The 15241-nt window shown below is 32.6% G+C and carries 10 protein-coding genes and 1 pseudogene; 2 read left to right on the top strand and 9 right to left on the bottom strand.

Annotation, left to right across the window (positions count from 1 at the left end; genetic code table 11):
• Nucleotides 1–117: 117 nt before the first annotated feature.
• From D3P13_RS20750 to D3P13_RS20730, 6 genes and pseudogenes are all read right to left on the bottom strand, one after another.
• On the bottom strand, nt 118–1125 hold the full coding sequence (locus D3P13_RS20750) for a zinc-binding alcohol dehydrogenase family protein (protein WP_117885383.1): 1008 nt from the start codon (nt 1123–1125) through the stop codon (nt 118–120).
• Nucleotides 1126–1153: 28 nt separating this feature from the next.
• Nucleotides 1154–1828, bottom strand: coding sequence for an NAD(P)H-dependent oxidoreductase (locus D3P13_RS20745; RefSeq protein ID WP_117885451.1), 675 nt, complete (start codon nt 1826–1828; stop codon nt 1154–1156).
• A 214-nt stretch (nt 1829–2042) separates the two neighbouring features.
• Nucleotides 2043–2672, bottom strand: a complete 630-nt coding sequence (locus D3P13_RS20740; protein ID WP_117885382.1) for an alpha-ketoglutarate-dependent dioxygenase AlkB family protein — start codon at nt 2670–2672, stop codon at nt 2043–2045.
• A 49-nt stretch (nt 2673–2721) separates the two neighbouring features.
• Nucleotides 2722–3768: pseudogene (locus D3P13_RS20735) on the bottom strand (BCCT family transporter); the annotation flags it as partial.
• A 53-nt stretch (nt 3769–3821) separates the two neighbouring features.
• Complete coding sequence (locus D3P13_RS22325) at nt 3822–4211, bottom strand: BCCT family transporter (RefSeq protein ID WP_262511834.1); 390 nt, start codon at nt 4209–4211, stop codon at nt 3822–3824.
• Between the two features lie 80 nt (nt 4212–4291).
• Entirely contained in the window at nt 4292–4591 is a 300-nt protein-coding gene (locus tag D3P13_RS20730) for a putative quinol monooxygenase (RefSeq protein ID WP_117885380.1), read from the bottom strand.
• Between the two features lie 172 nt (nt 4592–4763).
• On the opposite strand from D3P13_RS20730, the gene D3P13_RS20725 reads away from it, so the two are divergent.
• Nucleotides 4764–5660, top strand: a complete 897-nt coding sequence (locus D3P13_RS20725; RefSeq protein WP_117885378.1) for an AraC family transcriptional regulator — start codon at nt 4764–4766, stop codon at nt 5658–5660.
• 61 nt (nt 5661–5721) lie between these two features.
• Here D3P13_RS20725 and D3P13_RS20720 read toward each other — a convergent pair whose 3' ends face one another.
• Nucleotides 5722–7404, bottom strand: coding sequence for a PNGase F N-terminal domain-containing protein (locus D3P13_RS20720; protein WP_117885376.1), 1683 nt, complete (start codon nt 7402–7404; stop codon nt 5722–5724).
• 169 nt (nt 7405–7573) lie between these two features.
• Here D3P13_RS20720 and purL point away from each other — a divergent pair, with 169 nt between their 5' ends.
• Complete coding sequence (gene purL / locus D3P13_RS20715) at nt 7574–11302, top strand: phosphoribosylformylglycinamidine synthase (protein WP_117885374.1); 3729 nt, start codon at nt 7574–7576, stop codon at nt 11300–11302.
• 340 nt (nt 11303–11642) lie between these two features.
• On the opposite strand, the gene D3P13_RS20710 is transcribed toward purL, so the two are convergent.
• Entirely contained in the window at nt 11643–12659 is a 1017-nt protein-coding gene (locus tag D3P13_RS20710; RefSeq protein WP_117885372.1) for a quinone-dependent dihydroorotate dehydrogenase, read from the bottom strand.
• A 3-nt stretch (nt 12660–12662) separates the two neighbouring features.
• Nucleotides 12663–15095, bottom strand: a complete 2433-nt coding sequence (gene pheT / locus D3P13_RS20705; RefSeq protein ID WP_117885370.1) for a phenylalanine--tRNA ligase subunit beta — start codon at nt 15093–15095, stop codon at nt 12663–12665.
• Nucleotides 15096–15241 lie beyond the last annotated feature (146 nt).

The raw sequence follows: 15241 nt of genomic DNA, 5'->3' as shown, positions 1-15241 counted from the left end.
TTTTTATTTAGAAATATTAGAGCTAATAAGCTTCTCGATACATTTTTATTTTCATTGCATTTCAATAAAAACACTCGAAGTGACAATTGATTTTTTATGTATTACTTCCTAATAAAATTAAAAACCTTCTAAAACTATTTTACCTTTTGCTTTACCTGTTTCTAAGAATGCATGAGCTCTACGAAGATTTTCAGCATTAATAATTCCGAAATTCTCACCTAAAGTGGTTTTTATAGTTCCTTTGTCAATTAATTCTGAAACTTTGTTCAAAATGTTGTGTTGTTCAATCATATCTTCCGTTTGAAACATAGATCGTGTAAACATCAATTCTATATGTGTTGAAACTGCTTTTCCTTTAAAAGGCATCACATTTAACACTTTTGGATCATCAATAAAACCGAATTTACCTTGAGGTTTTATCAACTTTACAATCTCATCCACATGATGCTCTGTAGCGTTTAAACTTACTACATATTCAGGAGCAGGAAGATTGTACTTCTCAAATTCCTCACTTAATTTATTTCTGTGATTTATAACGGTATCTGCACCAAATTCTTTTAACCAATTGGTCGTTTCTTCTCGAGAAGCCGTACCTATTATATTCAATTTCGTTAGCTTTTTGGCCAGTTGTACTAAAATAGACCCTACGCCTCCGGCCGCACCAATTACTAAAATAGATTTACTTGCATCGTCTTTTGAAACTTGTAATCTATCAAACAACATTTCGTAAGCTGTAAGTGATGTTAATGGTAAAGCAGCAGCTTCTGGAAAAGATAAACTTGTTGGTTTCTTGCCAACAATACGTTCGTCTACAATTTGGTATTGAGCATAACTTCCTTGGCGTGTAAAATCACCAGCATACCAAACTTCATCGCCAACCTTAAAAAGTGTAACCTCTTCGCCTACTTCTTTTACAATACCAGTTGCATCCCATCCGATAACTTTCCATTCGTCACCTTCTACTGGCATTCCTGCACGCACTTTATAATCTGCTGGATTTACAGAAATAGCTTTTATTTCTACTAAAATGTCTTTTCCAGTAGCTTTTGGTGTGTTTAATTCTATGTCTTGTAATGAGTTTTCATCTTCAATTGGAAGATTCTCTTTATACCCTATTGCTTTCATTTTTATTGTATTTTTTAGATGGAAGTGTTTACTTAAACGTAACTATATCTTCAAAGTTTCTTCTTGATTTTCCAAATTCTGGATCTGTTTTTCTATAACCAAAAGCAGCCATAAATGATAAACCATATTTATCTGTATCTATATCAAATTTTTCTTTTAATAAGGCTTCGGCTTTTTCTTGATGAAATCCTTCAATCGGACAAGAATCAATACCTATTAAAGCTGAAGCTGTTAACATATTACCTAAAGCGATGTAGGTTTGTTTGGCAGACCAATCGAATAATTTTTTGTCTGTATCTAAATCGAAATCATTTTCTTGAAATTCCCTATAGAATTTAGAATACATTTCAATTACATCGGCTGGTAATTGTTTAACATCCTTCATCATGTGCATAATATAATCTGCATCATGTTTTACCATCGGTGCTTTCATACTTAAACCCAATACAAAATGACTTGCCGTATCTAATTTTAAAGGTGCTCCCCAAGCTACAGGTTTTAATAATTCACGTAACTCCTTGTCTTGAACTACTATAAAATGCCAAGGTTCGAAACCAAATGAACTTGGCGATAAATTTGCTGTTTTTAAGATGAAATTCATGTCTTCATCTGAAACCTTTTTGGTAACATCAAACTCTTTAGTAGCATGTCTAAAATTAAATGCATTTAATATCTCTACTTTTGCAATGTTTGGTATCTTCATTTTATATGTTTTAATAAATTGGTTCTTAATTTTGTACAAATGTAAAACCACATACATTATTAAAAGTGTATAAAAAAAGGTGATATTGGTATAAATAAAGGTTTTTAATCATTTAAACCGTAAATTAATATGACATAAGTGTATTCACGTCAATAAAAACAATATTTTATACCAAAAAGGATAACATAATCCTTGAATAATACAAACTCCATTATTACGTTATCCATCTAAAAGTCAAATTGATTCTTGGTTTAATTTTCTTTGCTGTTTTTGGTATTTTGTGCTTCCAATTGTCTTGTGTAGCACCTTGCATCAACAATAAACTTCCGTGAGCTAGTGGAATATCAATACGTTTCAAATCCTTACGTGTAGCATGTTTTAACTGAAAAGGTCTTGTTTCACCATAAGTCACTGAAGCAATAACTGTGTTTTTACGTTGTTCACCTTCATAATCTTGGTGCCAATCTACACTGTCTTTTCCATCTCTGTAATAATTGAGTAAACAGCGTGTAAATTTTATATCTACCTCCTGCTCTATTCGGTTTTTAATAAATAATAAATCAGCATTCCAAGCATGCATTTTACTTCTCTTATCTGTATAAGACACATCTGTTTTTGTATCGCCATACCAAGCCGTTAACCGTGGTAAATTGACTTGTTTGCCGTAAATAATCATCTGATCTTGCTCCCAAACTGTATTATTTAACAAACTATCATAAAGCCTATTGCTTTCGTCAGTAGTAAAGAAATTTTCAAATAAAGTTACATCAGCACCAGGTAAATCAAACTCCGTTTTAAGAATTTCATCTGAAGAAAATAAGTCCATTTGACTAAATAAATTCATTTTGGAAGAATCTAAATTCGTTAATTATTTTAAAAGAACTAAAATATTCTTAATCCTTTGTTGTTTTTCTCAAGCCTATTATAAAATAACTGAGCATTATTATAATAAAAAAAGCAAAGGGTAATGAGGTTATAATTAACAGACGTTGTACAGCCTCCAAAACATTAATATCTGTTTTAAAATTACCCAATAACACCAAAGCAATTGTGGCTAAGAGAATAAAAATAGACCAAACTACCCGATGGGTTTTACTTGGGTTTTTAGAACCATTATCTGTAAACATACTTAACACGAATACAGCAGAATCTACAGACGTTATTAAAAAACTAATTAATAAAAACGCTGACGTTATATTTAAAAATGTAGCAAAAGGATAGTGTTCAAAAAAAACAAAAATAGAAGAGAATACATTACTAAATTGGCTGTTATAGACACCCCATTCATCAATCAAATTAAATGCGGATGTGCCAAAAACAGAAAACCAAAAAAATGTACCCAGAGAAGGAATAATTAAAACACCTAATAGCAACTGACGTATGGTACGACCTTTAGAAATACGAGCAATAAATATACCTGTAAAAGGTGCCCAAGACAACCAAAATGCCCAATAATAGAAAGTCCAGTCTGTTAAAAATTCCGTTCCTGGGTTATAAGATCCTATAGCCAAGCTCATCGGTATAAAATCTATAATATAATAAAAGGTGGCCGTAGCAAATGAGGCAAGAATAGCACTCATATCACTAGTAACAAAGACAAAAATTAAAATAGCAAGAGTGATTATAATATTTAATTTAGAAAATATTTTAATCCCCTTGTTTACACCTTGCCATGCAGAATAACAAGCAACAGTACAAATAAGCACGCACAGTAAAATAGTTGTCATTAATCCAAAATTCGCATCTGTAATATGATTAATACCACCATTAATTTGGGTGGTTCCTAAACCTATTGCAGCAATTAATCCAAAAACAGTCGTTATAATGGTGATGACATCAACTCCTTTTCTTACAATTTTGCTTTTTATATGATCTTCAATGGTGGCACTAATACTCACTTTCTTTTTTCTAATGTATAAACCATAGCCAATGATCATTGCAAATAGTCCATAAAAAGCCCAAGCCGTTAGCCCCCATTGATAAAAGGTAAATTCTAGTGTAAAGTATCTGCTGGTAAATTAGAAGTATAAGGTGGATTTTGTTGCATAAAAACAGGCTCTTGTACTGCACGTAACAAAATACCAGATCCCATTCCTGCACTATATAACATAGCAGTCCAAGCCCAAAGTGAATGTTCTGGTTTAGAAGTTGGCTTACCTAGTCTAATATTTCCATAACGAGAAAATGCGATAACTAATAGAGACAAAACTAAACCTAAACCCAAATAAAGATAAAAATATCCAAAATAATTTCGTACCCATAATGAGGCAATTTCTATAGCATTATAACTAGCTTCCGTAGCAAAAAACACCAATAAAGTACAGCTAAAAATAATACCAACAGAAATGGATAATATAGAATGTTTCTGAATGTATTTTAGCATCAAGTTTAATTTTAAACAAAAATAGGGATTAGAATTTAAATCTTAATCCCTAACGATTTCACTATTTATGCTTTTTAAACCTAGTTTATTATTTCGGTCATTTCATTTAAAATGAACTCGTTTACCTTACCCTCTGTAACTTTTAAATAATGAGCTAAATGCTTATTACCCATATGTTTTTGCCATAACTCACGATTAATCCATTTTTCATGGAATAAAAAGAAGTTTGGATTCCCATTATCTTGTTGAAGATCATAACTAATATTACCTTCCTCTACTCTAGTTACCTCTAATAATTTTAGTAATTCAGCTTTCACAAATTCTCTGTGTTCTTCTTTTACTAAAATCCTAGCCACTATTGTTAAATATGATTTTTCCATACTATTGTTTTGAATTGGTTTAATTATAATGCAAAACTATACGGACTCCCCAATCTTTTAATGTACTAAAAATGGATAATAATGTACATTTAAAGGTTTCAATCACAATTTTTTGCTTTCATATTTCTTTTTTATCTAATTTCGCATCAAATTATTACTAATACACATCAAAATGCAAGTAATTGAAGCATATAAACCTTTTGAAATACAAGAAATCGAACTGACAGAATGGAAACAACGGCCTGTTAAAAACAATTTTTTCGAATTGGTTTTAATAAAAAATGGTGAAGGATCGCAATGCATTAACTATAATGATGTCCGTTACAACAAAGGCAGTATCTTTTTATTGCCTCCATTAAAATGTCATTCGTTCAACATCGAAAAACCTACAAAATTTGTATTTCTAAAGTTTACGGATTCATTTTTTAAAAATATAAACAGAATTACTATTGATAGAAACGAATGGTTTAAAGAAGCCTCTTATATCTTATCTAACTATAATCAATTGCCTGGTGACATTATTAAAAATGATGTAGACCGAAATCATTTGAAAAACTTAATTTCTATGATTTTAGAAGAATCTCGAAGTTATGGTAACGAATCTATAAACCTAATAACTAGCTTAATGACAAGCATCTTAGAATTATTGATTAGAAACATAAAGAAGAGCAGTTATTTTGAAATGCCAAACAACAACTCAGACGATAGAATAACAAAAATGCTAACCTATATTAACGAAAACATCGATAAAACAGCGTTGTTAAAAGTCGAAAACTTAGCAGATGTCTTTATGATGTCTCCAACTTATGTCAGTGAATTTTTCAAGAAACAAGTCCACATGCCTTTGCGAGAATATATACTAAAAGCCAAACTTAAATTGGTTGAAATCCGTTTATTAAATTCAGATTTTACATTAACGCAAATAGCGGACGAACTAGGATTTACAGATGTTAGTCACCTTTCCAAAACATTTAAAAGGTATGCAGGCACTTCTATACGAGAGTTTAAGAACAATGGTGAGTATATGTTATTAAAAAGAGCAACTTGCTCTCCAAGTATTACTATTTAAAAAACTTAATTACCTAAAGTTCATAAGACAAACAATAAATCGACATTTGTCATATCACAAATTAGTTATCAATTCTCTTTTCACCAACCAAAACTCCAGTAACTCCCCAATGGCTAAAACTACTACCTTCATCGTTACCCTGATCAATTACAACTTGAATAATATGTTTTCCTGGTTCTAAATCTTTTAGCGGAATTAAATAAGGAGGTGTTAGTGTACCAGGGCACCAATTAGAACGACTCAAATCGCTAGAAGACAATCCATTTCCAAAATTACCTGAGGCGGGATTCGAAAATCGATACGTAGCACAATCTGTCCGCCAAGGCACTATCGTAAATACTTCTTTACCATCAATAAATATTTTATTCATTTTCGGAACAAATTCGTCTCCAGCACCCCATCCTCCATGACCTGTGGAAGTATATAGCATCTGTAAGTCTTCTATATTTTTAGGGATTTCAAAATCAACAGTAAGTGTATCCGTTTTAAATAATCTTCCATAATTCTGACCTGACATTTCTAATGTATTAACCGTAGAGAATAAAGGCTCGATATATTTCACATCCACAGTATCATTGCCACCGAATGATGGATAAAAATTAAGTTCAAGACTCACTTTATGTCCTCCTTTATCATAATTACCAACAAAAACACCTACCCAAATTTCATCAACATCTGTTGGGATTAAAGATGTTACCTCTTGCTTATAGCGAACATCATCTGCCCAATCGTAATTGTTAATAACCCGCTTGTCATTAAAATGATTCGCTCCAAACGATGTAAAAAATCGCATGATTTCAATGGGTGGATTATAATTTCCTTCTTTAATAATTCCTTGGTATTTCTGTCCTGTATTATCGGTATAAACTGGTAATTGATCTAACCCTTTTAAATATGCATCCATCACAGAACTATTTTCATCTACTGGGACAATAAAGACCGAACCTGTCCGGTCATAGGCATCACCATTAGAACGGCACTGTAATTTCGCAAATACATTTCCACTCTTTTTTAATTCAGGGGTTAGTTTAATCTTTTTTACAATTACAGAGCCTACACTTAAATGATAGGTTTTATTAAGCTCAATAGTATTGGTATCAGGAGCTTTTAAAGAACCATCAAAATTGACCGTTTCATTATCAAAAATAGTAACTTTAGTAAACCTTGAATTGATTTTAATCTCTTCAAATTCGGCGGCAGTAACCTCCAATGCATTATCAGCAGTATATTGACGCGGTTCAGCTTTTTTAATTTTATCTATAGCACTCGCTAGTGAAGTACGATTCCCATTTCTTGTTATTTTTAATACCAACGCATTTTTATTGGGTAAAAACATAGGGCTTGGTGACCCCTTCACTTTTGCATCTTCCGTAAACCATACTTCTATGGAATTAGAAAAATAATTATACTTGGCATATTTACATTTAAAACCTAAAATAGTTTCTGGCTTATCTTCAAAAATCGGTTTTGGAAGGCTATCAAAAAGAGTTACTTGTTTATAGAGTTGGTCATTATAAGTTATCGTACTTACAACTTCACTGGTATTAAAATTAATAAATTGTTGAATTTTGTCATCAGCATTAGATAAAAAAACGATTTGATTTTGATAATCTATACTGGTGGTTCTATCACTCTTTTTTCCATTTGAAATGTTGTCGTAAGTAATCTTATAACTATGAGGTTTCTTTTGAGTGTAAGCTAAAATAGGTAATATAAAAAGTAGGGTTACAAATATTTTTTTCATGTTGGGTTATATTTTACCCTTACAAAATTAATACATTCCCCTTACCCTACAATTATAGAAACCTAGAGATACTAACAAAACCTTGTTAAAAACATTTGTCATTTTTGTTTCTTTTGACACATCCTTAACCATCTAAATATGTATTTTTACTGCTCACAAAATCAAAGCAATGATCTATTTTTTTGGAGAGTCACACACCAAAGTATTCGCAGTACAAACCGCAAACAATTTAACAACAGATTCCATTAATAAACTTACTTGGTTATTTGGTAATAAAACCATGCTACAACAAGCAACTATTGACGCTTATTTTGTTGGACCGCGTGCTGCAATGATAACACCTTGGAGTACCAATGCTGTTGAAATAACTCAAAATATGGGTATTGAGGGGATTCTAAGAATAGAAGAATTCATCGCTTCAAATGAAGTATTTGCAGATTTTGACCCTATGCTTCTTCAAAAATATATAATATTAAATCAAGAGATTTTTGATGTTCACATACAACCAGAAGCCGTTTTAGAAATTGAAAACATCGCAGAATATAATCAACAAGAAGGGCTTTCGTTAAGTGATGACGAAGTAGAATACCTAGAAAATCTATCTGCAAAATTATATAAAGAATCTGGGAGAAAACTAACAGATTCTGAGGTTTTCGGATTCTCACAAGTAAATAGTGAACATTGTCGTCATAAAATTTTCAATGGCTCTTTTGTTATTGATGGTAAGGAAAAACCATCTTCTTTATTCAAATTGATTAAAAAAACTTCTGAAATACATCCTAACGATATTGTTTCAGCATACAAAGACAATGTGGCTTTTATTAAAGGTCCAAAAGTGGAGCAATTTGCTCCAAAAACAGCTGATAAGCCTGACTTTTATGAAGTTAAAGATTACAATTCCGTTTTATCGTTAAAAGCAGAAACACATAATTTCCCAACAACTGTAGAGCCTTTCAACGGTGCAGCAACAGGTTCCGGTGGTGAGATTCGTGATAGACTAGCAGGTGGAAAAGGATCTTTACCTTTAGCGGGAACAGCAGTATATATGACTTCGTATTCTCGATTAGAGCAAGATTCGGTTGACTCGAATCAAGACAAGCCTTGGGAAGATGCGATGCCTGCACGTCCATGGTTATATCAAACGCCTATTGATATTTTAATTAAAGCATCAAATGGTGCTTCTGATTTTGGTAATAAATTCGGCCAACCCTTAATTTGTGGATCTGTTTTAACTTTTGAACATGGAGAGCATTCTAGAAAATTAGGTTACGACAAAGTGATCATGCAAGCTGGTGGTATCGGATATGGAAAGGCAGAGCAAGCCTTAAAAGACACCCCAAAAACTGGTGATAAAATTGTCCTTTTAGGTGGTGATAATTATAGAATTGGAATGGGTGGTGCTGCAGTATCTTCTGCAGATACTGGTGCCTTTGAAAGTGGTATTGAATTGAATGCTGTACAACGTTCAAATCCTGAAATGCAAAAAAGAGCGGCAAACGCCATTCGTGGTATGGTAGAAAGCGATATAAATCATATTGTTTCTATTCACGATCATGGAGCGGGTGGTCATCTGAATTGTCTTTCTGAATTGGTGGAAGATACCGGTGGAAAAATTGATTTAGATAAGCTTCCTATTGGAGATCCGACACTATCCGCCAAAGAAATAATCGGGAATGAATCTCAAGAAAGAATGGGATTGGTTATTGGTGAAAAACATTTAGAAAATTTACAACGAATTGCAGAACGTGAGCGTTCTCCTATTTATACTGTTGGTGATGTTACAGGGGATAATCGTTTTACCTTTGAGTCAAAAACAACTGGTGAAAAGCCAATGGACTTAGCGTTGGAAGATATGTTTGGCAGCTCTCCAAAAACGATAATGAATGATGTAACCATTCAACGAAATTATGAAGAATTGGTATATGATAATGATAAATTTACAGACTACCTTAAACGCGTATTACAATTAGAAGCTGTTGCCTGTAAAGACTGGTTGACAAATAAAGTAGACCGATGTGTAGGTGGTAAAGTTGCCAAGCAACAATGTGTTGGCCCGTTACAATTACCACTTAACAATTGTGCGGTAATGGCGTTAGACTATAAAGGTAAGGAAGGAATTGCGACTAGTATAGGGCACTCCCCTATTTCAGGTTTAATTGACCCTATTGCCGGAAGTAGAAATTCAATTGCTGAGGCGTTAACAAATATTATTTGGGCACCACTTGAAGAGGGACTTAAGAGTATTTCACTTTCAGCAAACTGGATGTGGCCTTGTAGAAATGAAGGTGAAGATGCTCGTTTATATGAAGCTGTTGAAGCTATTTCAGAATTCGCCATTGAACTGGGTATAAATGTACCTACAGGGAAAGATTCCTTGTCAATGAAACAAAAATATCCTAATGAAGAAGTAATCGCTCCAGGTACTGTAATTATTTCGGCAGCTGGTCATTGTAATGATATTACCAAAGTTGTAGAACCTGTGTTACAAGCCAATAAAGGATCTATTTATTATATCAATCTTTCACAGGAAAGTCACGAATTAGGAGGAAGTTCATTTGCTCAAACATTGAATAAAGTGGGTAGCAAAGCTCCTTCAATAAAAGATGCGAAGCAGTTTGCAACAATTTTTAATACCATTCAAAAGCTAATTAAAAATGACAAGATTGTTGCCGGACATGATGTTGCATCTGGTGGATTGATAACGACACTATTAGAAATGTGTTTTGCAGATATAAGCTTAGGAGCGACCATAGACGTATCGGCAATTAATGAAAAAGACACTTCCAAACTATTGTTTTCTGAAAATGCAGGAATTGTTTTTCAAGCTGAAGATAATTCAGTTGAAAAAATATTAACTGATGCTAATATTGAATTTTATAGGATAGGAAAAGTAACTTCTAACGAAACACTTTCCATAAAGAATCAACATGAAGATTTAGTGTTGAATGTTTCTGAGTTAAGAGATGTTTGGTTTAAAACTTCGTATTTATTAGATAAGCATCAAACAGCAAATAATTTAGCTCAAGATAGATTTGATAATTATAAAAATCAACCGTTAGCCTACGTTTTTCCAAAACACTTTACGGGTAAGCTGAAAGATATAACAGGGTTGTCAGGTCGAGCGTCCCGAGATATTCGGGAGAGACCTAAAGCTGCTATTCTCCGTGAAAAAGGTAGTAACTCTGAACGAGAAATGGCAAATGCCATGTATTTGGCAGGATTTGATGTAAAAGATGTTCACATGACCGATCTAATTTCTGGTCGTGAAAATTTAGAAGATATTCAATTTTTGGGAGCTGTTGGCGGATTTAGTAATTCGGATGTGTTGGGTTCTGCTAAAGGTTGGGCAGGTGCCATTAAATACAACGAAAAAGCCAATAAGGTAATCAACGATTTCTTTGCAAGAGAAGACACTTTATCTGTTGGAATTTGCAATGGTTGTCAGTTATTTATGGAATTGGAAGTTATCAACCCCGATCATACTAACCATGGAAAAATGAAACATAACGACTCTCATAAACACGAAAGTTCATTTACTTCAGTATATATTCAAGAAAATAATTCAATAATGCTATCTTCTTTAGCAGGAAGTACTTTAGGTGTTTGGATTAGTCACGGTGAAGGTAAATTTAACTTACCAATGTCCGAAGACAATTATGATGTTGTCGCCAAATATGGTTATGCTGAATATCCCCATAACCCTAATGGTTCTGATTTCAACACTGCCATGTTGTGCGATACCAGTGGTCGTCACTTAGTAACGATGCCACATATAGAACGTTCGACTTTTCAATGGAATTGGGCTAATTATCCTGAAGGAAGAAAAGATGAAGTTTCTCCCTGGCTAGAAGCATTTGTGAATGCTAGAAAATGGATTGAAAAGAAAAATCCATCCTAAATCCTTCCCAAAAAGGAAGGACTTTGACTATTACAGTGATACTATTTCTTAAGCGTTTAAAAGACACTATTTTTTACCCATACTTGAAAATTGCTACTTATCAATTTATAATAAATGTCAATGAGAACAGCTCCTTGCTTTAGGCAAAGAGAGGTGACATATGACGAAGGAGGATGGCCGTGGGTTTGACTAATTAAGTCCCAAGATATTATATTCTAAAAAGGGTTTTAAATTACAAGTTTTCAAACTCCCCTTTTATCGTTTTATTAGCATTGACTTTATATCCGTATTACCCTTTCTTCACCCTAAAAGCGGTGCTAAAAAAATAAGAGAACTTATTTTATTGCTTTATTAATAACTTATTAATTCGCTTTACCAATGCAGGACCTTCATAGATAAAACCTGTATAGACTTGCACTAAATCTGCACCGGCTTCAATTTTTTCAAGGGCGTCTTCCGCAGAATGAATTCCTCCAACACCAATTATAGGAAATGCTTTATTAGATTTATCAGCTAAAAATCGAATCACTTCTGTAGAACGGTTAGTTAACGGCTTACCACTTAAACCTCCTGTTTCATTTTTATTTTCAGATTGTAAACCTTCTCTAGAAATTGTAGTATTTGTAGCAATTACACCATCAATTTTTGTAGTTTCAATAATATCAATAATATCAAGTAATTGGGTATCCGTTAAATCGGGAGCAATTTTTAATAAAATTGGTTTTCTAGTGGCTTTCTTATTATTTTCTTCTTGTAAGGTATTTAACAATTTTGTTAAAGGCTCTTTTTCTTGTAAGTCTCTTAAATTAGGAGTATTGGGTGAGCTCACATTGACCACGAAATAGTCAACTACTTCAAAAAGTTTATTAAAACAGATGATATAATCATCAATAGCGTTTTCATTAGGCGTAATCTTATTTTTACCAATATTACCACCTATAATAACATCTGTTTTTTTATTCTTTAATCGTTCTACAGCAGCATCTACACCTTCATTATTAAACCCCATTCTATTAATAATACCACCATCTTCTTTAAGTCGAAATAAGCGTTTTTTAGGATTTCCTGGTTGTGGCTTTGGTGTTACGGTACCAATTTCCACAAATCCGAATCCATAATAGGAAAGCTCATCAAATAAAAAGGCATTTTTATCCATTCCTGCTGCTAAACCTACTGGATTTCTAAACGTTAGTCCAAATAAATTACGTTCTAACTTTTTGTCTTCAACTTTAAATTTACCTTTAACTATGGCTTTTATAAAAGGAATTTTAAAACCATTTTTTATAAGAGAAAATGTAAAATAGTGGACTTTTTCAGGATCAAATAAAAACAGTACTTTTCTGATGAGTTTATACATTGTTTACGCTCTTAATTCTGCTTTTAATTTGGTTTCAAATGTTTGTTGTAACTTATTCATCACACCGTCAATTTGATTGTCTGTTAACGTCTGTTTATCATCTTGTAATATAAAACTCACGGCATAAGATTTTTTACCTTCTGGCAATTTATCACCTTCATACACATCAAATAAATCGACAGATTTTAATATTTTTCTATCTGTTTGAAATGCCAATTGATACACTTCATTAAAAGTCACTTTCTTATCCAATAATAATGAGAAATCTCTTTTAACCGATGGAAACTTAGTTAAACCACTAACTTTTAGTGTTTTGTTTTTTATAAATTGAAGCATCGCATCCCAATTAAAGTCTGCGTAAAGTACTTCTTGCTTAATTCCAAATTGCTTGGTAATGGTCGATTTAACCACACCAAAATCTACAAGCGTTTCTTTTCCAACCTGTAATGATATGCCTTCTGAAAAGAAATCATTTTCAAGTGGTAGCGATTTATATGAGCTAAGACCAACTCTTTCTAAAACATTTTGAACGATTCCTTTTCCATAAAAGAAATCAGATTTTTTTGTTTTAAGCAACCAATTATTATCATTCCTATTTCCTGATATTAAAAGGGAAAAATGTTTTTGTTCTTCATATTTACCATCAAATTTATGATAGGTATTTCCAAATTCAAACAATTTAATGTCACTACTTTTTCTGTTGATATTATAGGCTACAGCTTCCAAACCACTAAAAAGTAAGGTCTGTCTTAACACGGATAAATCAGCACTTAAGGGATTAAGCATCGTTACATTATGCTTCGAGTCTATTTGTTCTGAAAATTCAACATAATCAGGACTAGTTAATGAATTGGCCATCATTTCATAAAATCCTTGACTAGCCAGTTGATTGCTAATTAAATTCTGTAATTTATTAGCATCTGGATTAGGAACATATGAAATTGAAGTATTCAACTTCGGTGAAGTTTTGACATTATTATAGCCATAAACTCTTAAAATTTCTTCAATAATATCTGCCTCTCTAGTAACATCAACTCGGTATGAAGGTATTGTTAATCCTAATCCTGAATCGGTTTGATTGTTAATTTTAATATCTAATGAAGCTAAGATATTTTTAATGGTATCTGGTTTTAACCTTTCTCCAATCAGTTTTTCTGCATTATCAAATGAAAATCGCACTTGATGATCTTCTATTTTATCTGGGTAAATATCAATTAGGTCAGAAGAAATTTCTCCTCCAGCTATTTCTTCAATTAACAAAGCAGCTCTTTTCAATGCATAATCAGTAATATTTGGATCAATCCCTCTTTCAAAACGGAATGAAGCATCCGTATTTAAACCAAATCTTTTAGCTGTTTTACGAATAGAAACAGCATCAAAATAAGCACTTTCTAAAAAGATAGCGGTTGTGTTTTTGCTTACTCCAGAATCTAAACCACCATAAACACCTGCAATACATAAAGGATTTGAATCGCCATCGCAAATCATAATATCATCTTTATGTAATTTTCGCGTTTCTCCATCTAAGGTTACAAACTCCGTATCTTTTGGTAAATTTTTTACAATAATTTTATTTCCATTTATTTTCGATGCATCAAAAGCATGCAACGGTTGTCCCAACTCATGTAACACATAATTGGTAATATCAACAATATTATTAATTGGGTTTACGCCAATTGCCTTTAATTTATCTTGCATCCATTTAGGAGAGTCTTCCACTTTAATCCCTGTAATTGTTACTCCTGCGTAACGGGGCACTTGCTTTTTATTAGCAACGTCAACCTGTATTTTTAAGGAACGGATGTCAACATCAAAATTACTTACTGAAGGAGTTATTAATTCTTCATCAATATTTAGTTGCAGTAAACCCGCTTTTAAATCACGTGCTACTCCAAAATGACTCATTGCATCAGATCTATTGGGAGTTAACCCTATTTCAAAAACATAATCTGTCGATATTTCAAATAATTCAGCAGCAGGCGTACCTGCTTTAACTTTTTTATCTAAGACTAAAATTCCATCATGACCTTCACCCAGTCCTAACTCATCCTCAGCACAAATCATTCCGTGACTAGCTTCACCTCTTATATTTCCTTTTTTAATTTTAAATCCGTTACCTTCATTATCATATAATGTGGTGCCAACAGTTGCTACTGGTACTTTTTGACCAGCGTCTACATTAGGAGCTCCACACACAATTTGTAATGGCTCTCCATTGCCCAAGTCTACTGTAGTCACTTTTAATCGATCTGCATTAGGATGCTTTTCGCAAGTCAATACCTCTCCTACTACAATCCCCTCTAAACTTCCTTTTATAGATTCTACTTTTTCAATACCCTCTACTTCCAAGCCTAAATCGGTTAAAATTTCACCAACCTTTTCTACCTCTAAATCAATCTTTAAGAATTGTTGTAACCAATTATAAGAAATCTTCATTTATTCTATTTTTTTTAAATCGGCACAAAGATAATCAATACATTTTACTAGTTGCAATAGGGAATGTATAAATTTCATCATCTAAAAATTAATATAATTACGATCATATTAAACACTGTTTTTCGCTTGTATATTCCTTTTAATTT

Source organism: Aureibaculum luteum (assembly GCF_003449015.1).
Classification (GTDB): Bacteria; Bacteroidota; Bacteroidia; order Flavobacteriales; family Flavobacteriaceae; genus Aureibaculum; species Aureibaculum luteum.
Note: the sequence above shows the minus strand (reverse complement) of the source record. Positions and strands in the feature narration are given on the sequence as shown.

Coding starts and splice junctions, on each gene's coding strand:
- D3P13_RS20730 (WP_117885380.1), bottom strand. CDS start 4,591: ATGGAAAAATCATATTTAACAATAGTGGCTAGGATTTTAGTAAAAGAA.
- purL (WP_117885374.1), top strand. CDS start 7,574: ATGATCTATTTTTTTGGAGAGTCACACACCAAAGTATTCGCAGTACAA.
- D3P13_RS20740 (WP_117885382.1), bottom strand. CDS start 2,672: ATGAATTTATTTAGTCAAATGGACTTATTTTCTTCAGATGAAATTCTT.
- D3P13_RS20710 (WP_117885372.1), bottom strand. CDS start 12,659: ATGTATAAACTCATCAGAAAAGTACTGTTTTTATTTGATCCTGAAAAA.
- D3P13_RS20720 (WP_117885376.1), bottom strand. CDS start 7,404: ATGAAAAAAATATTTGTAACCCTACTTTTTATATTACCTATTTTAGCT.
- D3P13_RS22325 (WP_262511834.1), bottom strand. CDS start 4,211: ATGCTAAAATACATTCAGAAACATTCTATATTATCCATTTCTGTTGGT.
- D3P13_RS20750 (WP_117885383.1), bottom strand. CDS start 1,125: ATGAAAGCAATAGGGTATAAAGAGAATCTTCCAATTGAAGATGAAAAC.
- pheT (WP_117885370.1), bottom strand. CDS start 15,095: ATGAAGATTTCTTATAATTGGTTACAACAATTCTTAAAGATTGATTTA.
- D3P13_RS20745 (WP_117885451.1), bottom strand. CDS start 1,828: ATGAAGATACCAAACATTGCAAAAGTAGAGATATTAAATGCATTTAAT.
- D3P13_RS20725 (WP_117885378.1), top strand. CDS start 4,764: ATGCAAGTAATTGAAGCATATAAACCTTTTGAAATACAAGAAATCGAA.